This is a genomic window from uncultured Amphritea sp. (assembly GCF_937127095.1).
In the GTDB taxonomy this organism is placed as follows: domain Bacteria; phylum Pseudomonadota; class Gammaproteobacteria; order Pseudomonadales; family Balneatricaceae; genus Amphritea.
In genome coordinates this window covers 81,886-105,235 of sequence record NZ_CAKZLP010000024.1, presented here as the reverse complement: position 1 = coordinate 105,235, position 23,350 = coordinate 81,886, and the positions used below count along the sequence as shown (strand labels likewise).

The following is a 23,350-nucleotide window of genomic DNA, read 5'->3' as shown; positions in this document are numbered from 1 at the left end:
TACCCGCCTGCACCGGTCATCACCAGTGTTACTGTGATTGCTCTGTGAGTGAACCGGCTTATCCCAGATCACCCCAGAGGTATTGCAACACCGATAGTGCTGCTATGGGGGCCGTTTCCGTGCGAAATACCCGGGGGCCGAACGCTACTGGTTTGAATCCCTTTGACAGTGCCAGCTCGACTTCTGCTTCACTCAGTCCGCCTTCCGGCCCGATCAGCAGGGCAACCGATGCGGGCTTGTCGAAGTCGCCCAGCGGTTGCTCGGTATGGTGATGCAGTACCAGTTTAAGGTCTGCCTCAACCGTACTCAGCCAGTCATTCAGTGATTGGGGTTCGCTGATCTCGGGCAGATCGCAGCGCAGGCTCTGTTCACAGGCGCTGATGGCAACCTGCTGCCAGTGCTGACGGCGTTTATCCTGACGCTCACTGTTGAGGCGAACTTCGCAACGCTCGGTAAACAGTGGCACCAACTGATTCATCCCCAGCTCGGTGGCTTTCTGTACTGCATAATCCATCCGCTCACCACGGGAAACCGCCTGACCGACAGTCACGTTTAGCGGCGATACCCGGGCGGGGGTTGTCACCCCGGTGATCCGCGCGCAAGCATTACGTTTGGCAACCTCAGTCAGCTCGGCCTGATACTCGCAACCGTCGCCATTAAAAAGGATAAGAGCGTCTCCGGGACGCATTCTCAAAGCCCGGGACACATGCTGAACCACGCTGTCGCTGAGGTTGATTTCGCTATCCTCAGTGAGGGGCTGAGGTTCGTAAAAACGGGGAATTCTCATTGTCGCTATCGATCAGATCTGCTGTTGAAGTCGTTATTATGCCACGGCATAAATGGATCAGTTAGAGGGAACTGCTCTCTATCGGTATCCCATGCTTACGGTCAATAAAATTCGATGCAATAAAAAAGGGCCTGGTTTTCACCCGGCCCTTTTTTCTTTCGCGTTGTCTGGAGGTCGTTTACAGACCGGCCGCCGCGCGCAGTTCGTCGGCTTTATCGGTTTTTTCCCAGGTGAAGGCGGTAAAGGTATCGTTACCCACCGTCATCTCGTAGGGGTTTTTACCGAAGTGACCGTAAGCTGCAGTCGGGCGGTACATCGGGTGCAGCAGGTCGAGCATGCGGGTGATCGCATGTGGACGCAGATCGAAGTGGTTGTTTACCAGATCGATGATTTTAGCGTCAGAGATCTTGCCAGTGCCGAAGGTGTTGATCGATACCGAGGTCGGTTCAGCAACACCGATGGCGTAGGACACCTGGATCTCACACTTATCAGCCAGACCGGCAGCAACGATGTTTTTCGCCACGTAACGGCCGGCATAGGCGGCAGAACGGTCAACCTTGGATGGATCTTTTCCGGAAAACGCGCCGCCACCGTGACGGGCCATGCCGCCGTAGGTATCAACGATAATCTTCCGGCCGGTCAGACCGCAGTCACCTACAGGCCCGCCGATAACAAAGTTGCCGGTGGGGTTGATGTGGAACTTGGTGCTCTTGTCGATCCATTCAGCCGGCAGGGTGTGCTTGATGATCAGCTCCATTACCGCTTCCTGCAGGTCGGCCATGGAGACTTCAGGGTTGTGCTGAGTCGATAGAACAACGGCATCGATACCGACCGGCAGGCCGTTTTCGTAACGGAAGGTGACCTGGCTCTTGGCATCCGGGCGCAGCCATGGCAGCAAACCGGATTTACGCGCTTCTGCCTGACGCTCAACCAGACGGTGGGCGTAGCAGATTGGCGCGGGCATCAGCACATCAGTTTCATTGCTGGCATAACCAAACATCAGACCCTGGTCACCGGCGCCCTGATCTTCAGGCTTGGCGCGGTCAACACCCTGGTTGATGTCGGGGGACTGCTTACCGATGATGTTCAGTACACCACAGGTTGCGCCGTCATAACCGACATCAGATGAGGTATAACCGATATCACAGATAACACCGCGAACCAGCGCTTCCAGATCTACCCATGCCGTGGTGGTAATTTCACCGGAGACAATCGCAACACCGGTTTTCACCATGGTTTCGCAGGCCACACGGGCATATTTGTCTTCAGCAATAATTGCGTCAAGAACCGCATCAGAGATCTGATCGGCGATCTTATCAGGATGACCTTCGGAGACAGACTCCGAAGTAAACAGGCTGTATTCGCTCATTACGCGTCTTCAATCCTAGCTTTAGGGAATTATAGATGGCATCGGACCGTTGGCCCGGGTATAAGAATGTCAGCTATTTTAATCGTCTTGCGCTTCGATTGCATGGGCGGTATCCCTGTTTTAGATGAATTTTTCAATTTTTTAGATGAAAACGACTCATTTTCATTAAATTTGTCTGAAATAGGTTTGAAGCTGGCGGACGGTTACGAGAAAATAGCCGCCTATTTTTATCGGTGCACCGCCTGAGTGATCTTCAAAAGAGATGACCGGGTAGCCGCAAACACTTTTTAATCTCAACTTGGGCTTGTTCGGCCCTGGAGTGAATGAATGTCCTCGCGTAGAGAACTTGCCAATGCAATTCGTGCCCTCAGTATGGATGCTGTCCAAAAGGCTAAATCCGGTCACCCTGGTGCACCAATGGGGATGGCGGATATCGCTGAAGTATTATGGAATGATTTCCTGAAACATAATCCGGCGAATCCACATTGGCTTGATCGCGACCGTTTTGTGCTGTCGAACGGCCATGGTTCAATGCTGATCTACAGCCTGCTGCACCTGACCGGTTATGATCTTTCAATTGATGATCTGAAAAACTTCCGTCAGCTGCACTCCAAAACAGCGGGTCACCCGGAATACGGTTATGCACCGGGTGTTGAAACCACCACCGGCCCACTGGGTCAGGGGATCACCAATGCGGTGGGTTTTGCCATTGCTGAGAAATCTCTGGCAGCGCAGTTTAACCGTGAAGGTCATGAGATCATCGATCACCACACCTATGTCTTCCTGGGTGATGGCTGCCTGATGGAAGGTATCTCCCACGAAGCCTGTTCTCTGGCGGGCACCCTGGGTCTGGGCAAACTGATCGCGTTTTACGATGACAACGGTATCTCAATCGATGGTGAAGTTGAGGGCTGGTTTACCGATGATACGCCTAAGCGCTTTGAAGCGTACGGCTGGCAGGTAATCCCGGCGGTTGATGGCCATGATGCTGAGCAGATTAAAGCTGCCATCGAAGCTGCACAGGATAATGAAGATCAGCCAACGCTGATCTGCTGTAAAACCATTATCGGTTTTGGCTCGCCTAACAAGCAGGGTAAAGAGGATTGCCACGGCGCGCCTCTGGGTGAAGAAGAGATTGCTCTGGCCCGTAAACAGCTGGGTTGGGAACATGAAGCTTTTGTTATCCCTGAAGATATCGCAGCCCAGTGGAATGGCCTCGAAAGCGGCGCAGTACTGGAAAATGACTGGGAAGAGCGTTTTGCTGAGTACAGCAAAGCGTACCCGACTGAAGCCCGCGAACTGATCCGTCGCTATACCGGTGAGCTGCCCGCTGATTTCTCTGAAAAAGCCGATGCCTATATCAAAGAGCTGCAGGATAAAGGCGAAACCATCGCTTCCCGTAAAGCCTCTCAGAATGCCCTGAATGCCTACGGCCCGCTGCTGCCTGAACTGATGGGCGGCTCTGCTGACCTGGCCGGTTCTAACCTGACACTCTGGTCGGGTTGTAAGGGTGTCACTAAAGATGACGCGTCTGGCAACTACCTGTTCTACGGTGTGCGTGAATTCGGTATGTCCGCCATCATGAACGGTATCTCATTGCACGGTGGTTTTATCCCTTACGGTGCGACCTTCCTGGTGTTTATGGAATACGCCCGTAACGCACTGCGGATGGCAGCGCTGATGAAACTGCGTGCAATCCATGTTTATACCCATGACTCTATCGGTCTGGGTGAAGATGGCCCGACCCATCAGCCGATTGAACAGATCTCTAACCTGCGTCACACGCCGAATATGAGCTGCTGGCGTCCTGCGGATGCGGTCGAATCTGCCGTAGCATGGAAGTCTGCACTGGAACGTGCCGATGGCCCGACCGCGATGATCTTCTCCCGTCAGAACCTGCCGCATCAGCCACGTACCGAAGAACAACTGGCGAATATCGCCCGCGGTGGTTACATTCTGCGTGATACGGCTGGCACTCCGGATGCGATCCTGATCGCTACCGGTTCTGAAGTCGGTCTGGCGATGGACTCTGCCGCAGCCCTTGAAGCCGAAGGCAAACAGGTACGTGTCGTCTCTATGCCATCGACTGATCTGTTTGATAAGCAGGATGCGGCCTACCGTGAAGCTGTGCTGCCTGCAACGATCACTGCCCGGGTTGCTATTGAAGCAGCGCAGGCGGATTTCTGGTACAAGTATGTAGGACTGAACGGCGCGATTGTCGGAATGACCACCTTTGGTGAGTCGGCTCCGGCGGGCGAGTTGTTTAAGCTGTTCGGCTTTACCGTTGAAAACGTTGTCGAAAAAGTGAAGTCTGTTCTCTAAGGTCAGGCGCATAAAAAAGGCCAGCTGATTCAGTTGGCTTTTTTGTTTAACGAGGTGGTATGGCATACCGGGTTGCAATAAATGGTTATGGCCGGATCGGACAAAGTGTTCTGCGGGCGATCTATGAGTGTGGCTATCGTGATCAGCTGCAGGTTGTCGCGATCAACGAACTGTCTGATATCGACACGGTCACCTATCTGACCCGGTACGATACAACGCACGGGCGCTTTCCCATGCCGGTGTCGCATAACGGCAGCGAGCTGCTGATTAATGGCGATGCTATCCGGGTGCTTAACGAAGCCGAGTCTGCGGCGATGCCGTGGCAGGCGATGGACGTTGATCTGGTGCTGGAGTGTTCCGGTTCATTTAGTGATCGCCAGACCGCCCAGCAACACCTGGACAGTGGCGCAAGAAAGTTACTCTTCTCTCAGCCCGCGGGCAGTGATGTCGATGCGACGATTATCTACGGCTTTAACCAGCAGCTATTAGCGGCAGAGCACAGCATCGTTGCCGCAGGCTCCTGTTCGACCAACTGTATCGTGCCAATTCTGGATCTATTACACCGGGAGCTGGGCATTATCAGTGGTTTAACCACTACGATTCACTCGGCGATGAATGACCAGCCGGTGATCGACAGCTATCATCAGACCGACCTGCGACTGACGCGGAGTGCTATGCAATCGATTATTCCGGTGAATACCGGACTGAATCGCGGTATTGATCGTTTGTTGCCTGAACTGGCGGGGCGTTTTGAATCCCTGCATGTGCGGGTGCCGACGATCAATGTCTCGCTGCTGGATATCTCGCTAAGTGTCAGCAAAGAGACCACCGCGGCACAGGTTAATCAGATAATGCGTGCGGCGGCCGATGGTCCGCTGAGGGGACTACTGGGCTATACCGAAGAGGCGCATGCATCGGTAGACTTCAACCGCGATTCCCGCTCCGGGGTTGTGGATGGCACACAGACCCGCGTCAGTGGCGGTAATATGATTAAGCTAATGTGCTGGTTTGATAATGAGTGGGGCTTTGCCAACCGCATGCTGGATGTGGCGCAGGGGTGGCTTAACTGCAAGTAAGTGAACCTAACACATGCAACGTAATCCAAAGGTATGGCCTGATATAGGCGGTATCTTTAATTTTAGATATTAAAGAGCAGGAAACATTATGAGCGTATTGAAAATGACCGAACTGGATCTGAAGGGCAAGCGCGTCCTGATCCGTGAAGACCTCAATGTGCCCGTCAAGGATGGCAAGGTCACCAGTGATGCCCGTATCCGCGCATCGCTGCCCACCATTAAATTTGCACTGGAAGCCGGTGCCCGGGTGATGTTGATGTCTCATCTGGGCCGTCCGACTGAGGGCGAATATGATGAAGCCAGCTCTCTGGCGCCGGTTGCTAAGCATCTGGGCACGCTTCTCGGTCGCGAAGTGCCGCTGCTTAAAGAGTGGCTGGCAGGCGGCTTCGAGGTGGCTGAAGGCGATGTTGTGTTACTGGAAAACGTCCGCTTCAATGTCGGTGAGAAGAAAGATGACGAAGCGTTGTCTAAGCAGATGGCTTCCCTGTGCGACATCTATGTGATGGATGCGTTTGGTACCGCTCACCGCGCCCAGGCTTCAACCCACGGTGTGGCTAAGTTTGCTCCGGTTGCCTGTGCTGGCCCGCTACTGGCTGGCGAACTGGATGCTCTGGCCAAGGCGCTGGGTAATCCCGCCCGGCCTATGGCGGCGATTGTTGGCGGTTCAAAAGTATCGACTAAACTGACAGTACTGGAATCGTTGTCCGATAAAGTTGATCAGCTGATTGTGGGTGGCGGTATTGCCAATACATTCCTCGCAGCGGCGGGCAAACCGGTGGGTAAGTCCCTGTGTGAACATGATCTGATTCCAACGGCAAAAGCGCTGATGGAAAAAGTGAATATCCCGCTGCCGGTGGATGTTGTTGTGGCCACTGAGTTTGCCGAAACAGCCACTGCAACGGTTAAGCTGGTGGATGATGTTGCTGAGGACGATATGATTCTGGATATCGGTCCACAGTCTGCCGCCAACCTGGCAGAACTGCTGAAGGAAGCGGGCACCATTATCTGGAACGGCCCGGTCGGTGTGTTTGAGTTTGATCAGTTTGGTGAAGGCACTAAGACACTCTCTCTGGCGATTGCAGAAAACAAAGGTTTCTCTATCGCCGGCGGTGGTGACACTCTGGCCGCTGTGGATAAGTACGGTATCGCTGAACAGGTTTCGTATATCTCTACCGGCGGCGGCGCGTTCCTGGAGTTTGTCGAAGGGAAGGTGTTGCCTGCTGTAGCGATGCTTGAATCCCGGGCATAATTAAAGCTATTGCGCTTGAAACTGCTTTGTTAAAAGTTACCGAGAAATGCTCATTTACAACTGTAAACTCCGCTTTCTCGTCAGCTTTTGCCGCGCACTTTCTGCGCTCATAACGCTTTAAGCTTATATATATAGAGTAGAGCAGCTGACCTATTCGGCTGCTTACGTTAGAATTTACAGCCGCTATCCGGCTTAATTTTTTAAAAGGTGAAGATATGGCTCTTATCAGTATGCGTCAGCTGCTGGATCATGCCGCAGAGTATAACTACGGTATCCCGGCATTTAACGTCAACAACCTGGAACAGATGCGCGCCATCATGGAAGCGGCTGACAAGACCAACTCGCCGGTAATTGTTCAGGCATCTGCCGGTGCCCGTAAATATGCGGGTTCTAACTTCCTGCGTCACATGATTCTGGCCGCGATTGCCGAGTTTCCGCATATCCCTGTCTGTATGCACCAGGATCACGGCACTTCGCCGGCGATCTGTCAGCGTTCTATCGCCATGGGTTTCTCCTCCGTGATGATGGATGGTTCTCTGTTGGCTGATGGCAAAACACCCTCTGACTATGAGTACAACGTCGATGTTACCCGTCGTACCGTAGAGATGGCGCATGCGTGCGGTGTTTCTGTTGAGGGTGAACTGGGCTGTCTGGGGTCTCTGGAAACCGGACAGGCAGGTGAAGAGGATGGTGTTGGCGCTGAGGGGACTCTGTCCCACGACCAGATGTTGACCGATCCTGAAGAAGCGTCTGACTTTGTGGCTAAAACCGGTGTTGATGCGCTGGCAATTGCCTGCGGTACCTCCCACGGGGCTTACAAGTTTACCCGTCCGCCAACCGGTGACATTCTGGCGATCGATCGGATTAAAGCGATCCACGAGCGTATCCCGAACACCCACCTGGTAATGCATGGCTCCTCTTCCGTTCCACAGGAGTGGCTGGCGATCATCAACGAGTTCGGTGGAGCGATCCCTGAGACCTACGGTGTGCCGGTTGAGCAGATCGTTGAGGGTATTAAGCACGGTGTGCGTAAGGTCAACATCGACACTGACCTGCGTCTGGCATCCACCGGCGCGGTACGCCGCTTCATGGCGCAGAACCCATCTGAGTTTGACCCGCGTAAATTCCTCAAGGTGACCATGGATGCGATGAGCGAGATCTGTGTTGCCCGCTACGAAGCGTTCGGCACCGCCGGTCATGCAGATAAGATTGTGCCGATCTCACTGGAAGGCATGGCAGATACATACGGACTATAAACCGCTGATAGCGTTTTATAGTCGGGTCGCTAGCGGCTAGACGTCGCTTTGCGACTTGCCAGAAAAATATAAAACCGCCAATTGGCGGTTTTTTTCTGGCTACTCGCAAGAGCGGAGCGCGTCTAACAACTAGCTGTAGATTTCAGATACGTCGTTCAAACCTCTTCCTCCTCAATGACCTCACTCTCTTCCTGTGCCAGCTTCAGCCATTCCTGACAGGCGGGCAGTGCCAGTACCCGGTCGCAGTAGGCTTGTAGTTGCTCAGGCAGGCTGACGCCGTAGCCGGTCAGACGGTACACCACCGGGGCATAGAAGGCATCGGCGATGGAGAACTCCCCATAGAGGAATTTTTCGGATGCACTCAGATTCAGCGCGCCGCTCCACAGCTGGATGATCCGGTCGATATCCTGTTGTACTTCGGCTGAGATTATAAAGTTTTCTATGCTGCGACGGCAGTTCATCGGCAGGGCGTGACGCAGCGCCATAAAACCGGTGTGCATCTCGGCACAGCTGCTGCGGGCGTGAGCCCTGAGGCGTAATTCTGCAGGCCAGCCTTTGTCATCAAGGTGCTGCTCGCTGATATATTCACAGATAGAGAGGGAGTCCCAGACGGTCAGTCCGTTATCCAGCAGCACCGGGACTTTCCCCGCCGGGTTATAACCCTTGATCACTTCTGCTGAGCCGGGGGTGAAGAGGGCGACGCGAACAGTGTCAAATTCCAGCTCGAACTGTCGCAGCAGCAGCCAGGCCCGTAGAGACCAGCTTGAATAGTTGTGATTACCAATAACCAGTTGCATAGCAAAATCCTTTTATTACGTGAGTCTGATGGGTTGATTTAAGATGTTTAACATCCGATTGATTTAGGCCTGAGTCTGGCGCTAAATAGAGGCTCGCTCAAACGAATAAATCTGATAACAGGTATGAATACTGCTGATGCTTGATCATGAATTGCTCCGTACTTTTATTGCGGCCGTGGATACCGGTAGCTTCACCCGGGCGGCGGCACAGGTGTTTCGTACCCAGTCGGCGGTGAGTATGCAGATGAAACGTCTGGAGGAGCAGCTCAATAAACGGCTGTTCCTGAAAGAGGGGCGAGAGCTGCAACTGACCGATGAAGGGCTGAAGCTGGTGAGCTATGCCCGCCGGATAATGAAGCTACACGATGAAGCGCTGGGGGTGCTGGGGGCCGAAGGTGAATCCCGTCCGCTGTTGCTGGGCTGTCCTGATGATTATGTCACCGGGGTGTTACCGCAGTTGTTGTCTGAGATTCAAGCTCAGTTGCCGGGCCTGCAGGTACAGGTGCGAACCGGTTCATCGGCGCAGCTGCGCGAACTAATCGATAAGGGCGAGCTGGATCTGTCGATTCTCACCCGTCGCCCGGACCGGGAAGAGGGCTATCTGCTACTGCAGGACAAAGGGGTATGGGTTGCCCCGGCGGCTGATTTTGTCAGTTCTGACCGGACTATCCGGTTGGCACTGGTCGAGCCTGACTGTAAGTTTCACAGCACGGCGGTGGATGGCCTGATTAAACAGGGACGCCCCTTTGAGGTGAGCTGTATCAGTGGCAACTGTGCTCTGCTGATTGAACTGGTGAGACGGGGAGAGGCGGTTACCACGCTGTCATCCTGTTGCGTACCTGCAGATCTGTATCGGGTGCCCGCGAGCTTTGGTCTGCCTGATCTGCCCACAGTGGAGATCGTGTTACAGTCCGCCGCCCGGCACCACCCGGATGTAGGTTCAGACCGGATTGTAAGGCTGGCACAAAGCACAGCACAGCAACTCCAGCCGTCCGTACAATGAGTCGCAGTAAGATAAAAAAATCTGGCCCCCGAGAGGGCCAGCGAAAGTGATGAAGCAACAGCAGGCGTTGCTTCATGGGCTGAACGGTCTAACGGTTGCAGCTGGCCGTTAGTCAAAAATCTCAGGGGTGATGGGTTCCAGCTCTATAATCCGCTGGCGATAGAGCAGAGGGACCTCTGCCTTACTATTCTTGCTGTAATTAACGCAGACGATAGTGCCTTCGCCCTCTGCGGCAACCGCGTTATGCTCCGGGCTCCAGATCAGATGTTCCATGGTAAAGCGGTCATGTTCCAGGCGGGTCACCCGACAGGCTGATATGATGCTGCCGGGAAATGTCAGCGGAATTCGATAGCGAATGCGGCTGTCACGCAGAATCGGCCCGACATCAGTTTCCTGCATCACCTTGGTAAAGTCACAGCTACGAAAATATGCGATTCGGGCGCTTTCAAACCAGCGCAGATATACCAGATTATTGACATGTTGGAAGGCATCCATATCGCCCCAGGCGATCGGGATCTCCATCTTTATTGGGAAGCGTTGCAGAATCTCACTACTCATCTTATTTATGCCTGTCTGTCACTCCGGCGTTGTCACGGAGTTATGATCAATTTGTTGCGCTAACACTACCGCTGCAGGTCTATTTAGATTTAATCTGCTGGATAAGTAAAATCTTTAATTATTATGTAGTCTATAAATTTAAGTTATATTTCTGATGAAACGTTATGATTTCTCAACGACGATCAACCGGGTTAAGCTGAATTGAAAATCTGCTTTAAGATTTACTTATAGGAGCAAACAATAAATGGAGATTCGCCAGATTCGTTACTTTCTCGCGGTTCAGGAAACCGGCAGCTTCACCAAGGCGGCGGAGAAGATGTTTGTTACCCAGCCTGCGTTGTCCGCGGCGATAAAAACCCTGGAGGAGGAGCTGGGCGTTGAACTGTTGCACCGAAGCCATAAGCAGGTCACCCTGACGCCAGCGGGGTCGCGTTTCAGAGATCGGGCCTTCTCGATTCTGGCGGAATGCAGCGCGGCTAAAAGTGAGCTGATGAGTGCACCCCGGCCCCGGCAGTTAAGAATAGGGATGCTGGATACGCTGAATACACCGCCGATCAACGCACTGTTGTATGAGTTTCATACCACCTATCCGGAAACGGAACTGCATCTGCAGACCGGTAGCAAAGTAGAACTGGCAAATAAGCTGGGGCAGGGCAAGGTGGATATGCTGCTGACGTCGATGGGTGGCGATGACTTTTCGCAAACCCAGTTACCGCTTTATCAGGAGCGCTTTCAGCTGATGGTGTCCCGGCAGCATGATCTGGCTAATCGCGCCAGCGTCCGTCTCTCTGATCTGCATGGCTTGCCGATGGTGCTGCGCAAAAACTGTGAAGTGTTGCATGAAGGCAAGCGAGTTTTTCTCGCCGAACAGGCGCAACCGCGGATCACCTGCCGCACCGACAATGACTCATGGGCGCTGACCATGGTGCGTAATAATCTGGCGGCGGCGATTCTGGCGGAAACCGTGACCGAACCGGGAACGGTCAGTATACCGATCTCTGATTTTGGTCTGACACGTACTGTGGCCTGTGTCTGGCGGGAACATTCGGATCAGGAGATGGTACAGCTGTTTACGGTGTTTGCTGCCCGGGACAGTTGGCGCGGCGCGCTTAAAGCAGGTTAGCAACCCGGCGGTGTGGATTGAATCATATCCAGGCGGATGCGCAGTTGTGTGCCGTTTTCATCGGCGGCCAGCAGAAACTCTTCACCGCTGCGGATATCGATGGTGAGATAACGGAGTTTTTTCCGCAGGATATGACCGTCACCGTCCTGCCAGATAACCAGGTCAACAAGATTGCGCAGGCAGGCCAACTCGTAGCTGTCATGCAGGGCACACAGGATAGGGATATATTCGCTCATCCGCTGAGCATAGCACAGGCGCCAGGGCATGTTGGATTTTGATTAGCCATTAACTCAACTACTTTTAACTCAACTGCCATTTATCTCATCCAGCAGGGATTGCACCGTTTCATAACAGATGCCGCAGGAGGTGTTGATCGCAGTCACTTGCCTCACCGCATCGATAGTGGTGAGCTGCTGTTGTTTGACAGTCTCAATAAACGCCTGCCGGCGGATATGTCTACAGGCACAGACCCAGGTATCAGCAGCGTCAAAACCGGCCCGGGGAGTAGGAGTACCCATTCTGATTATCCTTTTAGTTTCTGAAGTGACTACAATAACCATAGCAGGGCGTTAACAGCAGCGTTGCAGATGAAATATAGTGTTGGTCTGCATGAGTCAGTTTAACGTAATAGCTTGAACTAACAACTTGAACTAACAGCTTAGCGTAAGAGCACGCCAAACATGCACCATCGTTTTTACCAAAGCTGACCGAACTAGAAACTGAGGATGCCTGATGGGTACAGATGCGACAGTAATTCTGTTTATCGCATTGGATAACGATGACGTGAAACTGCTTGAAGGGGTTCTGGATAATGCCATGGATAGTGTTCCGACCACCCTGTTGCTTGCGGAAGGCATGGATCAGGCCAAGGCTTTGATTGAGTCGCAGACGGTTCATATAGTGGTGCTGGATCAGCGTGCTGATGAGCCGCTGGCTCACAGCCGGTTACAGCAGTTAATGGAGCTGAATCCGCAGCTGGAAGGCTTTTTACTCACTGTGGATTGCCAGTATGAACCGGCGGGGCAGGTGGCTGCCGATGGTCTGGTACATCACTATATTCAGTTTCCCTCGGATCCGCAGATCCTCGGCTACCGGATGCGCCAGGCGTTGCGGGTTGCCCGGTTAAAACAGGAGTTGCAGGATCTTCGCCGGGACCTGCATCAGGATTTTGATGCGCAACGCCAGCAGTTTATCTTACGGCAAAAGAAACTGGTCGAGCGGGTGCAGGCCGATGGGGAAAAAATTAGTCAGTCCCGCAAGCAGTTAGACGAAGCCAACCAGCAACTGGCCGATGGCTATCGGCAGATAGTACGCATGTTTTCCAACCTGACACTGCGGCGAATGGGACAAAAAGTCAGTGGGTTAAACCAGCGGCTAAACCAGATGGTGAGTCTGTTGGGGGAAAAGTGTGGTTTGGATGAAGCCGATCGTAAACACCTGACAATGGCCTGGATGCTGAGAAATGTGGGTAAGCTGAGCTTCAGTGATCATCTGCTTGCAACCCCCTATCTGAATTTACGCCCGGAAGATCAGCGTGAGTTTCAGCGTCACCCGGATAATGCCTACACTGCCATGACTATCGTTCGTCCTCTGGACCGGGCCGCGACACTGGTGCGGCAACATAAAGAGTATCTCGATGGCAGTGGTTATCCTCTGGGGCTGAAAGGGGCCCAGATTGAGCCCGCCGCGCAGATACTGACCGTATTGAATGACTACACCGAACTAACCTCCGGGCGTTACGATCATCGTCAGCTGAGTGCTGCAGAAACACTGGTTTTTATGCGGGACAGAGCGCCGGAACGTTATAATCAGGATGTCGTGAATGCGCTGGAAGCGGTGATGAATGATCTTAAACCGATCACCGACCTCTACAAAGATAAGCGGGTTTCGAGTATGGATCTGAAACCGGGTATGACGCTGACCCGGGATCTGATCAGCCACGACGGCGTTTTATTATTGGGGCATGGCGAGGTGCTTGATCAGCGCACCATTGATCGGATCAGAGACCTGGAATACAACTTTTCCGAATATTTTCATCTGTTTATCGAATAACTATAAACAGCGAATTATGTGTGCACCCGTTCACCTGAGAGTCGCAGCGGCGGAGATGGCTCGGTAACCACCTTCATCGTGGGCCATTCCAGAAGCTGCAGTTTTCCGCTGTCGGTTTCCACCAGAGCGGTGCAGTGCTCAACCCAGTCTCCGTCGTTGCAGTAGAGCGCACCTTTCAGATGAGTAAACCCCGCCTGATGAATATGACCGCCGATATAGCCATCCAGTGATTGTCGGCTGGCTTCCGTGCAGGCGGCCTGCTGAAAATGTTCGATATAGCGCTGTGCGGTACTGAAGCGTTGTTTGATCATGCCCGCCAGCGAACGGTAGGGCATATTCAGCCACAGGCGCAGTTTGTTATAGCTGCGATTCAGCCAGAGTAGCAACTGATGCCCCTGGTCGCCCAATAGCAGCATCAGTGGGTGGATGCGTACATGGCTATCGAACTCATCACCATGGGATACTAAAAAGCGGCGACCATCGCGAGTTTTGTGAATCGCCTTACGCCGAATCTGCAGTTTGCCCAGCTTTAAACCACAGATCTTACGCATCGGCGCATCATGATTGCCGGGGATATAGATAATCTCACAGCCATCTTTTGCCATCTGCCAGAACTGGCCGATAAGCAGTTGCTGATCCTGCGGCAGCACCGCTTTTTTGCGCATCGCCGCCAGATCGATAATATCGCCCACCAGATAAAGCTTTTTCGGCGCGAGTTGGGTCAGGGCCTCGCTCAGGAGCTTTGCCTGGCAATCCGGGGTTCCCAGATGCACATCTGAGATAAACATGGTGTGGATATTCTGCATATCACTGTCCATCAATCAGTTTAGGGGCAGTATGGCGGCTGAAAATGACAGTGGCCTTTAAAAAAGATGAACAGATGGTGACAGTAGGCTGTGGATAAACCCTTCGAAAGATCTATGTCGGAACAGCGCAGGCGATTAGAATAGCGCCATGACAACATCACCCACATACTGGCGCCAGCGATTACAGCAGCTTGATCAGCAGCTTGTTGCCACGGCATCTCTGTGGCGGCCGCAGCCGTTTAAACAGGGCCGCCCGGAATGGTGTGGGGATTATCCTGAACTCACCGAAGCGCTGCTGACGCTGGATGATCAGCAACTGCAGTTTCTCAACAATGATCCGATTGTGCTGCTGGACTGGATCGGTCGTTACCTGCCGCAGCTCTCATCTCTGGATCTGTTATGCCGTTTACCTGAGCGCACCCCCGCTGAATACCTGCCGCCGGATAACCGCTTTTTTGATGGCATGCCGGGACGCAAGCGCACCCAGATCGAAGCCTTTGCCCGGGGCATCGGGCCGGTGCGGTCGCCACTGTTAGAGTGGTGCGGTGGCAAAGGGCATCTGGGTCGACTGTTAGGGCTAAGCTGGCAGCAACCGGTGACCACCTTAGAGTGGAACAGTGATCTCTGCTATATGGGGGCGCAGCAGGCCCAGCGTTTCGGTATTTTTCAATCATTTAAAGCGATCGATCTGTTACAGCCGGGGCTGCAACTCGATGCGAGCGGACATCACGCCATCGCCCTGCATGCCTGCGGTGAACTGCATCGTACTTTGCAGCGGGTCGCTATTGATCAGAATCTGGCAGCACTGGATATCGTGCCCTGCTGTTACGCCTTTGGCGTTGAATATGACTATCAACCCAGAACGGCAGGGTTATCACTGCAACTCAGTCGGGATGACCTGCGTCTGGCGGTCACCGAAACGGTCACTGCCGGACAGCGGGAAGTGATCAGTCGCGACCGGGAGATGGCCTGGAAACTGGGCTTTGTTGAACTGCGCAACCGGGTGCTGGGTAGCGACCAGTATCGCACCATGAAACCGGTGCAAAAAGCGTGGCTGCAGCTCAGTTATAGCGAATTTTGTCACACACTGGCTGAACGCGAACAGCTGCAACTGCCAGTGCAAACCCAGTGGGCAGAAGCGGAAGCACTGGGCTGGCAACGCTATGGTGAAGTGATGCGCTTATCGTTGCTGCGTAACTGCTTTCGTCGTGCCATCGAGCTCTGGCTGGTGCTGGATCTCGTCGCCGACCTGGAAGCTCACGACTACCGTGTTGAACTGGGCACCTTCTGCGACCGCACAGTCACTCCACGCAATATTATGCTGTCTGCCCGTAAGGAGATTCGCTCGTTGCACTCGCGATCAGACCGCAACGAAGAGCACGTTGCTTGCTAGAACGTCGCTTCGCGACTGGCTAGACGGGCTGCGCCCTTGCTCGAAAAAGCATAAAGCAAAGAGACTCATTGGTTTTATCTTTGCTATTGTGGGAGTCGCACCGCTCTCTTCTCTTGATGTTTTTTTCTTTCCGCTTTCTCTAGCTACTAACGACTAACAAGTCGCGCAGCGACGTCTGGCTACTGCCTTCAAAAAGGCGATCCCAGAAGTATTATTGTCAGTGTCGCAGCTCCTACCACTATATTCATGGGCAGACCCACACGAACGAAGTCCATGAAGCGATAGCCGCCGGGGCCGTAAACCATCAGGTTGGTTTGATAGCCCAGTGGCGTTGCAAAGCTGGCTGAGGCGGCCATCATGATGGCGAAGACGAAGGGCTCGCTGTTTAATCCTGATTGCTCGGTTAACTGCAACACGATTGGCAGCATGAGTATGGCTGCTGCGTTGTTGGTTATCACTTCGGTCAGTAGTGACACGGTGATGTAAGTCAGAATCAACAGCAACCACCCCTGGCCACCGCTGAGGTCGATAATATTGGATGCCAGGTATCCCGCGACACCGGTCTTCTCCAATGCAGAGCCCAACGCAAATGAAGCAGCAATGGTCAGAATTACCCCCAGATCCAGACTACGTTCAGCCTGGTTGACTGAACAGCAACCGGTGGCGAGCATGAGGGCAGCGCCTATCAGTGAGGCGTTGAGCATGCTGATGACACCAAAACTTGCCAGTGAAATCACTCCGATCAGAATGGCCCACGCCAGGATAGCACGGCCGTGCCGTGGTGTTTCGGTATTCAGGTCGCTGACCAGCAGGAAGTCTTTGTTATAGCGTTGACGACTGATAAAGGCTGGCCGTGCTTCCAATAGCAGGGTGTCACCCGCTTCGAGTTTGATAGTGCTCAGGTTGCCCCGGATACGCTCGCCGTTGCGCGCCACGGCGAGTACGACGGCGCCATAACGATCGCGGAAGCGAGCGTCACGAATGGCCAGGCCAACTGCAGCGCAGTGCGGCGAGACAACGGCTTCAACCAGGCAGCGCTCGGGCCGCTGGGTCATCAGTGTCTGTGAATGACCGTTCTCCGCTGAAGGCACAATGCCCTGAATGCGAAGCAGGTCGGATATTGACTCAGTATTACCGGCAAAAACCAGACGATCGTTGCCCCGCAACAGCTCTTCAGAAGAGACCGCCGCCAGAACGCTTTTATCCCGCTCGATCTCTACCAGATAGATCTTCTCCAGACGCCTAAGCCCTGCTGCATCAATACTTTTGCCAACCAACGGTCCGTCCGGTGCAACGGTGACTTCAAGCGTAAATTCGCGCAGATCGGCAAAGGCTGACTGGCTTTGGCGATCAGGTAGCCAGCGAGGGAAAAACACCCAGATGAAAGTGAGACCGATGATGGCGACCGGCAGGCTGATGGATGTCAGGGCGAACAGGCTAAAGCCCTCGTTGCCTGTTAGTGTTTGATACTGCGCGTTGACAATCAGGTTAGTACTGGTGCCAATTAGCGTCAGGGTTCCGCCCAGTATGGCGCAGTAGCTCAGGGGAATCATCAGTTTTGATGGCGCGATGCCTATTTTGCGTGACCAGGTATGCATCGCCGGAATCATGGTCGCTACCACCGGCGTATTATTGAGAAATGCGCTTAGCAGGGTGACCGGGGCAAAGATGCGCAGCAGTGCCGAACGTTCTTTTCGGGGAGATCCTAGCGCCTTATTGACGAGCATGTCAGCAGCGCCTGAGGCGTGCATACCTGAGGCAACGACGAACATTGCTGCAACAGTAATCAGCCCCGAGTTGCTGAATCCCGCTAACGCATCCGCACTTCCCAGTACGCCACACAGGCTTAAAACCGTCAGCACCCCCATCATGACCAGATAGGGTTTGATAGGGGTTAGCATTAGAGCCAGTAATGAGGCCGCCATTAAAGTGAGTGATAACCAGCCCTGCCATTCCATCCCTGTATACCTTAAATAAATTGATAAGAGAGCAAGTTTATCAATCAGGCTAATAACTAAATAATATTAAAATAAGATTTATATATTATAATTTATGCTAAGCAATGGGTGGTTTACAGGGCTGTGCCTTGCAAACACTCGCCCGGGATTGGAAATGACCCGCTATTGCAACTAATACCACTGCTGTTGTCGAGGCTGAGGTAGTTTGTGTCCGTGAAAGCAGCTTATAGAGCAGGCATAGGGAGAAATATGAACTTTCAGCAATTGCGTATAGTGCGCGAAACGGTTCGGCAAAACTTTAACCTGACCAACGTCGCTAATGCGCTCTTTACCTCGCAGTCGGGCGTTTCTAAACATCTTAAAGATCTGGAGGATGAGCTTGGGCTGGACCTTTATGTACGCAAGGGTAAGCGTCTGCTAGGCCTGACCGAGCCAGGTAAGGAGATGGCTGTGATTGTCGAGCGTATTTTGCAGGAAACCGCTAATCTGAAAACGCTGGCTGATGAATATAACGGACAGGATACGGGTGAACTGGCTATCGCCACGACACATACTCAGGCGCGTTATACTTTACCGACGATTATTTCAGAGTTTCGTAAATTGTACCCTCGTGTTCACCTGAAACTCTATCAGTCGGGACCTGACGAAATCGTACAGTTACTGCGTAGTGGAAAAGTGGATATCGGCATTGCCACTGAAGCACTGGATCAGGAGCAGGAACTGACGGTATTTCCTCTCTATAGCTGGCATCACTCAGTCATCGTCCCCCGGGAACATCCGTTAACCCTGCTTGAAAAACCGGATCTGAAGCAGATCGCAAGCTATCCGATCATTACTTATCATGAGGGCTTCACCGGGCGTTCTAAGGTGGAAAAAGCGTTCAGTCAACAGGGTATTGAGCCCGATATCGTTATGTCAGCCCTGGATGCTGATGTGATTAAATCGTATGTTGAGCTCGGGCTGGGTATCGGTATTATCGCATCAATGGCGTTCGACCCGAACCGCGATAAGACTTTGCAAATGCTCGATACAGCGCATCTGTTTGACGAGAATATTACTTCTATCGCCTTGAAAAAAGGGCGGGTTCTTCGCGAGTATGTTAATCGGTTTATCCAGCTCTGTAGTGTAAAGCCCGTTGGTGGCTTGTAGGCCTGCCGTAGTGTCACATAACACAAGAGAGCCCGGGGCTCTCTTGTGTTCACGCTTTTTTCTTTCCGCTTTTTCTAGCTACGAGCAAGTCGCGAAGCGACGTCTAGCAACTGCTCTATAAAGGAGCGATCTTCGTCCCTTTCTGCGGCAGTGGCAGTGCAGGCAGCCCACCGCCGATAACCCCCAGATGCTTATCCATTAGCTGGCGCATTTTGTCCGTCTCACCGAGGTTTTTCAGCAGTCTGGCCAGTTCGCTCAGGGTTTCGGCTCTGGGGCTTTGTTCCAGGCTTTGTTCGAAGTAGGTGATCGCTTTGCCCCAGTGCTGATTGCGTTGTGACAGGCGTCCCAGGGTGAGCAGCAGGTCGGGGTTGAGGGGGTCATCTTTGAGCCAGCCGCGGGCTGTCTCCAGCTGTTTCTTCAGGTTTTCCCCTTCGATACGTCCATAGAGGTTGACCAGTTCGTTGTCCCAGTTGCGTTTAATCAGGTCACGGATGACCGGTTCCGCTTTGGCTTCTGCGCCGATATTGACCAGCAGACGGGTGTAGTGGCGTGCCAGCACATCATCCTGGGTCAGCTGGCCGGGCATGTTGTGCCAGGTCTCTGCCAGGGCTTTACGTTTCTCTTCGGAAGACGCGCTGTCCGGCAGAATGATGCTGAGTTCCAGCAGCTTCTGGTAGCAGAGCTGCTCGGTTTGCAGCAGTTTCTCCGGTTTCAGAGCCTTGTTTTTACGCAGTTCAGGAATCAGTTGCTGCACCGCCCGCCAGTCATTCAGTTGAATATAGACTTTGCGTAGCAGCTTCATCACATAGGTATTTTTTGGTGCTTTTTTACGCAGGCTCAGCAGAGTGGCAAGACTGGGTTCCAGTTGGCCCCGGGCCAGTTGGGTCTGTGCCTGGTTGATACCGACAGCGATCTCTGCTTCCGGAGTCGACACTTTAGCTTTCTGCAGCAGTTCATCACAGGCTTTCTCATCCCCTTGCTCCTGTGCTGCATGGGCCGCTGCCAGGTAGTTGATCAACGGCAGGTCGGCGTTATCTGCAGACATGGATAACAGGCGCTGGGCTTTCCACCAGTTTCCTTCAGACAGGGCGATCAGGCCCTTAAGTGTTTTGTCATGGGCGATGCGGCTTTTACGGCTGCCGCTCCAGAGGCGCAGATGTGAACCTGACTTGAGGGAGCGTTTGAACAGGTTGATGCCCCAGTGCAGCGCAAAAAACAGCGCAACTATCAGCACCAGAAAGACCCACAGGCTCATCTCTATAGTGGTCTGGCCGTAGGCGAACAGGGTATAGCCGGAGTCCTGGATCATCTTCTGACCGATCCAGGTGCCGGCAAACATGAATGCCAGCAGCAGGATAAATATGCGTTTCATCAGGCAGCTCCCTCTTTCAGCTTACGCATCGCTTGCAGGTAGCTTTTCAGGGTGGCCAGTGAACCAGAGATATCCGGCATCTCGGGGGCAACTTCAACCTGCTCAAGATCTTTCAGTGCTTTCAGCAGGGCCTGGGTGTTGCTGTGGTTTTGTTCGAAGTAAGTCCCCACCCACTGCTGAGCCTTCGTCAGGCTGTTGAGGTAGCTTTTCGGCTTGCGTTGCAGCAGCGAAAGTTGCGCCTGCTCCAGCATCAGGTGCAGGTTTTGTTGCAGATAGTAACTTTGCTGGGGTGACAGCAGCGGCTCGACCGGCTCGCTACGATCCTGAATAACGATTAGTTTGCTGGCTTTGTCTGACAGTGTCGCCCAGGCCTGTTTGATATCGGCGCTCCAGCTGGCGGCAAACTCTTCGCTATTCACCTGGTCCAGCAGTTCTGGCAGTTTGTGTTGTTCAGTTAGCGGGATCACCTGCAGCTGATCCACCTGTGCGCTGAGAGCGCCCAGTCGCAGGAAGACGCCTTCGGTATCCAGTTTTGGCACCGCTTCCAGTGCTGCGATGTCTGCAGCAACCGCTTTGCGGATATCGTAGATGGTGACATCGTCGGTTTCGCTGAGAATCTTATCGGCGGAGCGCAGCAGCTGCAGTGCGCCGTTCGGTGTTTGCTCCATCAGTACACGCTGGTTGGCGAGTCGCAGCAGATACTCTACTTCGGCCAGCAGCCAGTCTGCCCGGTCATTTTTCTGGGCCGCGGTGACTTGCTGAATGCTGCGGGTCAGACGGTTCTGCAGTTCGTTGATATTAGACTGATCCTGGGTGGATTTGCTCTGCAGGGCAGACAACTTCTGGTTGAGAGTACCGATCTGCTGATTAAGCTGTTGCTGGTTTTTTTCCAGGGTGCCGTTGAGTTCGGCAGCGGCGCTTTGCTGGCTCTGCTGTATCAGGCTGCCCGCCTGGAGTTGCAGCCAGTAAAGGTAACCGACACCTGCCAGGGCAATCAGCGCCAGCAGTAGTGCGACTCGGCCTGCCCAGCTGGCTTTTGGTTTAGGCTGATCTTTGACCGGCGCGGCTGTCGCTGTTGCTTTGGTTTTGGGTGGTTCTTGCTGGGTTTTATTTGCGGGCTTATCGACTGGCTTCTCAGAGGGTTTCTGAGGGGCTGGTTTTTCTGCAGAGCTCTTATTTGCCGAGCCTTCATCTACAGAGCGTTCATTAACCGGGCTTTCGTTAGCCGCGGCGTTATCCGCATCACTCTTTTGGGTCTCTTGCTCATTGGCGGGGGTGCTCTCCTTTTCGATCAGCTCTCCCTCAATCACTTCTTCTGGCTTATCGGAAGTGGCTGGATTGTTATTCCCGCTTTTTTTCATGTTCTGTCATCCATATCGATAGTCGATAAAACTGTTTCTGCCATCGCCTGATTATCTGGCCCACTGGCGGTAATAACCCGAGTATAGCCTAACTCGTCCGCAATTCGGGCAACTCGCTCACTGGGTACCACCAATGTTGTATGTTTCAGTGCCCCGAGACGGTGATCTGTGATCAGTTGGTCGAGGTTGCTGACCGCTTCCCCACTGGTGACCAGTACCGCTGCAAGGGGTGAATCACTGATAGTACTGCTGATCTGCGCGGAGGTATAGTGGGGAAGGCTGCGGCGGTAGAGATCGGCATAGTCAACCCGGGCGCCACGCTGGCTCAGTTGTTCGGCGAGGGTTTCCCGTCCCCCTGCGCCGCGCATGATCAGCACCTTTTTACCATCCATCTGTTGCAGGCGGGGCAATGAGAGGAGCGCTTCCGAATCATAACCAGCGGGTGATCTGGTTGCGCTGATACCAAATTCGTTGAGTTTGCTGGCGGTTTGCTCACCAATTGCCAGCCACTCTATTCCGACTGGCAGTTGCGGCCAGTACTGATCGATCAGGTCCATTCCGGCACTTACCGCATTGGCGCTGATGAAAATTACACTGTGGTAGAGGTCCAGATCCATAATCCGGCTTTTCACAAAAGGAAACGCCGGATCGGACTCGTTTACAGGTGTGATCTCCAGCAGCGGCAACAGCACCGGGTCAAGCCCCAGCTCGGCCAGCAACGCTGCCTGACCGGGTGCCTGATGTGCCGGGCGGGTGACCAGTATCCGGGGTTTAGGCATTCTGCTGGTATACATCCGCCAGAATTTTAGCTGCACCGGCATCCAACAGGCGTTCCGCCAGTTCGATACCCATCGCTTCGGCATTCTCCGGGGTGTTGCGTAACTCATCCCGCAGAATCCGTGTGCCATCGGTACTCGCCACCAGGCCGCGCAGATACAGTTCATCACCGGCATCATTGAGGGTGGCATAGCAGGCGATAGGCACCTGACAGCCGCCCTCTAAACGGCGATTCATGGCCCGCTCTGCAGTGACGCGGTAAGCGGTTTGCTCATCATGCAGCGGTTTCAGCAACGCGATGGTGGTTGCATCATCGGTACGGCATTCGATGCCCACGGCACCTTGTCCTCCGGCGGGAAGACTCTCTTCCGGGGTGATTTCACTGGCGATCCGGTCGGTCATTTCCAGACGGATCAGACCCGCTGTTGCCAGAATAATGGCATCGTACTGGCCTTCGTCTAGTTTCCGTAGGCGAGTGTTAACGTTACCGCGCAGGGTTTTGATCTGCAGATCGGGACGTTTGGCACGAATCTGCGCTTCCCGGCGTAACGATGAGGTACCAACGACCGCGCCCTGGGGCAGTTCATCTATTGTTTTGTAGTGGTTAGAGACAAAGGCGTCGGTAGGTTTTTCCCGTGGGCAGATCACTGCCAGGCCAAGGCCTTCGGGAAATTCCATCGGCACATCTTTCATCGAGTGCACGGCGATATCGGCTTCATTCGCCAGCATCGCGACTTCCAGTTCTTTGACGAACAGACCCTTACCGCCAATTTTTGACAGAGGCGAGTCCAGCAGCACGTCCCCTTTAGTGGTAAAGCCCATCAATTCAACCTTGATGCCGGGATGAAACTTTTCTAACTCGGCTTTTACATATTCCGCCTGCCACAGGGCGAGGGGGCTTTGACGGGTGGCAATACGGATTACTTTATCAGTCATACAGGG

The 23,350-nt window shown here is 53.5% G+C and carries 22 protein-coding genes; 10 read left to right on the top strand and 12 right to left on the bottom strand.

What is annotated here, in order from left to right:
- Positions 1-58 precede the first annotated feature (58 nt).
- The gene (locus Q0499_RS06365; protein WP_299197380.1) at positions 59-787 is read right to left on the bottom strand and encodes a 16S rRNA (uracil(1498)-N(3))-methyltransferase; all 729 of its coding nucleotides are present in this window, start codon (positions 785-787) and stop codon (positions 59-61) included.
- A 178-nt stretch (positions 788-965) separates the two neighbouring features.
- Positions 966-2,156 carry a methionine adenosyltransferase gene (gene metK / locus Q0499_RS06360; protein WP_299197378.1) on the bottom strand — a complete coding sequence of 397 codons (1,191 nt, stop codon included), beginning with the start codon at positions 2,154-2,156 and terminating at the stop codon, positions 966-968.
- A gap of 66 nt (positions 2,157-2,222) precedes the next feature.
- On the opposite strand from metK, the gene Q0499_RS06355 reads away from it, so the two are divergent.
- From Q0499_RS06355 to fba, 5 genes are all read left to right on the top strand, one after another.
- A complete protein-coding gene (locus Q0499_RS06355) occupies positions 2,223-2,402 on the top strand; it encodes a hypothetical protein (protein ID WP_299197376.1) in 180 nt (59 codons plus the stop codon).
- Positions 2,403-2,483: 81 nt separating this feature from the next.
- A complete protein-coding gene (gene tkt / locus Q0499_RS06350; protein ID WP_299197374.1) occupies positions 2,484-4,478 on the top strand; it encodes a transketolase in 1,995 nt (664 codons plus the stop codon).
- A 59-nt stretch (positions 4,479-4,537) separates the two neighbouring features.
- Entirely contained in the window at positions 4,538-5,554 is a 1,017-nt protein-coding gene (locus tag Q0499_RS06345; RefSeq protein ID WP_299197372.1) for a glyceraldehyde 3-phosphate dehydrogenase NAD-binding domain-containing protein, read from the top strand.
- An 88-nt stretch (positions 5,555-5,642) separates the two neighbouring features.
- The gene (locus Q0499_RS06340) at positions 5,643-6,803 is read left to right on the top strand and encodes a phosphoglycerate kinase (RefSeq protein ID WP_299197371.1); all 1,161 of its coding nucleotides are present in this window, start codon (positions 5,643-5,645) and stop codon (positions 6,801-6,803) included.
- Positions 6,804-7,018: 215 nt separating this feature from the next.
- The gene (fba, locus tag Q0499_RS06335) at positions 7,019-8,059 is read left to right on the top strand and encodes a class II fructose-bisphosphate aldolase (protein ID WP_299197368.1); all 1,041 of its coding nucleotides are present in this window, start codon (positions 7,019-7,021) and stop codon (positions 8,057-8,059) included.
- A 155-nt stretch (positions 8,060-8,214) separates the two neighbouring features.
- Here the strand turns inward: fba and Q0499_RS06330 are convergent, their stop codons facing one another.
- Positions 8,215-8,856, bottom strand: coding sequence for a glutathione S-transferase family protein (locus Q0499_RS06330; RefSeq protein ID WP_299197366.1), 642 nt, complete (start codon positions 8,854-8,856; stop codon positions 8,215-8,217).
- Positions 8,857-8,992: 136 nt separating this feature from the next.
- On the opposite strand from Q0499_RS06330, the gene Q0499_RS06325 reads away from it, so the two are divergent.
- The gene (locus tag Q0499_RS06325) at positions 8,993-9,859 is read left to right on the top strand and encodes a LysR family transcriptional regulator (protein WP_299197364.1); all 867 of its coding nucleotides are present in this window, start codon (positions 8,993-8,995) and stop codon (positions 9,857-9,859) included.
- Positions 9,860-9,967: 108 nt separating this feature from the next.
- Here the strand turns inward: Q0499_RS06325 and Q0499_RS06320 are convergent, their stop codons facing one another.
- A complete protein-coding gene (locus Q0499_RS06320) occupies positions 9,968-10,417 on the bottom strand; it encodes a thioesterase family protein (RefSeq protein ID WP_299197362.1) in 450 nt (149 codons plus the stop codon).
- 244 nt (positions 10,418-10,661) lie between these two features.
- Between Q0499_RS06320 and Q0499_RS06315 the strand changes: the two genes are divergently transcribed.
- Positions 10,662-11,540 (top strand): LysR family transcriptional regulator, encoded by an 879-nt coding sequence (locus tag Q0499_RS06315; RefSeq protein ID WP_299197360.1) that lies wholly within the window; start codon positions 10,662-10,664, stop codon positions 11,538-11,540.
- Here the strand turns inward: Q0499_RS06315 and Q0499_RS06310 are convergent.
- Both Q0499_RS06310 and Q0499_RS06305 read right to left on the bottom strand, forming a co-directional pair.
- A complete protein-coding gene (locus Q0499_RS06310; protein ID WP_299197359.1) occupies positions 11,537-11,806 on the bottom strand; it encodes a hypothetical protein in 270 nt (89 codons plus the stop codon). The genes Q0499_RS06315 and Q0499_RS06310 overlap by 4 nt on opposite strands.
- A gap of 39 nt (positions 11,807-11,845) precedes the next feature.
- Positions 11,846-12,058 (bottom strand): (2Fe-2S)-binding protein, encoded by a 213-nt coding sequence (locus Q0499_RS06305; RefSeq protein ID WP_299197357.1) that lies wholly within the window; start codon positions 12,056-12,058, stop codon positions 11,846-11,848.
- Positions 12,059-12,272: 214 nt separating this feature from the next.
- Between Q0499_RS06305 and Q0499_RS06300 the strand changes: the two genes are divergently transcribed.
- Entirely contained in the window at positions 12,273-13,592 is a 1,320-nt protein-coding gene (locus tag Q0499_RS06300; RefSeq protein WP_299197356.1) for an HD domain-containing phosphohydrolase, read from the top strand.
- A gap of 14 nt (positions 13,593-13,606) precedes the next feature.
- Here the strand turns inward: Q0499_RS06300 and Q0499_RS06295 are convergent, their stop codons facing one another.
- Complete coding sequence (locus tag Q0499_RS06295; RefSeq protein WP_299197354.1) at positions 13,607-14,398, bottom strand: UDP-2,3-diacylglucosamine diphosphatase; 792 nt, start codon at positions 14,396-14,398, stop codon at positions 13,607-13,609.
- A 148-nt stretch (positions 14,399-14,546) separates the two neighbouring features.
- Between Q0499_RS06295 and Q0499_RS06290 the strand changes: the two genes are divergently transcribed.
- Positions 14,547-15,791: a methyltransferase gene (locus Q0499_RS06290; RefSeq protein ID WP_299197353.1), complete on the top strand. Its 1,245-nt coding sequence runs from the start codon at positions 14,547-14,549 to the stop codon at positions 15,789-15,791.
- Between the two features lie 188 nt (positions 15,792-15,979).
- Here the strand turns inward: Q0499_RS06290 and Q0499_RS06285 are convergent, their stop codons facing one another.
- On the bottom strand, positions 15,980-17,749 hold the full coding sequence (locus Q0499_RS06285; protein ID WP_299197352.1) for an SLC13 family permease: 1,770 nt from the start codon (positions 17,747-17,749) through the stop codon (positions 15,980-15,982).
- Between the two features lie 249 nt (positions 17,750-17,998).
- Here Q0499_RS06285 and Q0499_RS06280 point away from each other — a divergent pair, with 249 nt between their 5' ends.
- Positions 17,999-18,898, top strand: a complete 900-nt coding sequence (locus Q0499_RS06280) for a CysB family HTH-type transcriptional regulator (protein WP_299197351.1) — start codon at positions 17,999-18,001, stop codon at positions 18,896-18,898.
- A gap of 115 nt (positions 18,899-19,013) precedes the next feature.
- Here Q0499_RS06280 and Q0499_RS06275 read toward each other — a convergent pair whose 3' ends face one another.
- The 4 genes from Q0499_RS06275 to hemC are packed head-to-tail and all read right to left on the bottom strand — an operon-like array spanning position 19,014 to position 23,344.
- Positions 19,014-20,270, bottom strand: coding sequence for a heme biosynthesis HemY N-terminal domain-containing protein (locus tag Q0499_RS06275; protein ID WP_299197349.1), 1,257 nt, complete (start codon positions 20,268-20,270; stop codon positions 19,014-19,016).
- The gene (locus Q0499_RS06270) at positions 20,270-21,631 is read right to left on the bottom strand and encodes a uroporphyrinogen-III C-methyltransferase (RefSeq protein WP_299197347.1); all 1,362 of its coding nucleotides are present in this window, start codon (positions 21,629-21,631) and stop codon (positions 20,270-20,272) included. The genes Q0499_RS06275 and Q0499_RS06270 overlap by 1 nt, the downstream gene beginning before the upstream one ends.
- Positions 21,628-22,410 carry a uroporphyrinogen-III synthase gene (locus tag Q0499_RS06265; RefSeq protein ID WP_299197346.1) on the bottom strand — a complete coding sequence of 261 codons (783 nt, stop codon included), beginning with the start codon at positions 22,408-22,410 and terminating at the stop codon, positions 21,628-21,630. The genes Q0499_RS06270 and Q0499_RS06265 overlap by 4 nt, the downstream gene beginning before the upstream one ends.
- Positions 22,403-23,344, bottom strand: a complete 942-nt coding sequence (gene hemC / locus Q0499_RS06260) for a hydroxymethylbilane synthase (RefSeq protein ID WP_299197344.1) — start codon at positions 23,342-23,344, stop codon at positions 22,403-22,405. The genes Q0499_RS06265 and hemC overlap by 8 nt, the downstream gene beginning before the upstream one ends.
- Positions 23,345-23,350: the final 6 nt, after the last annotated feature.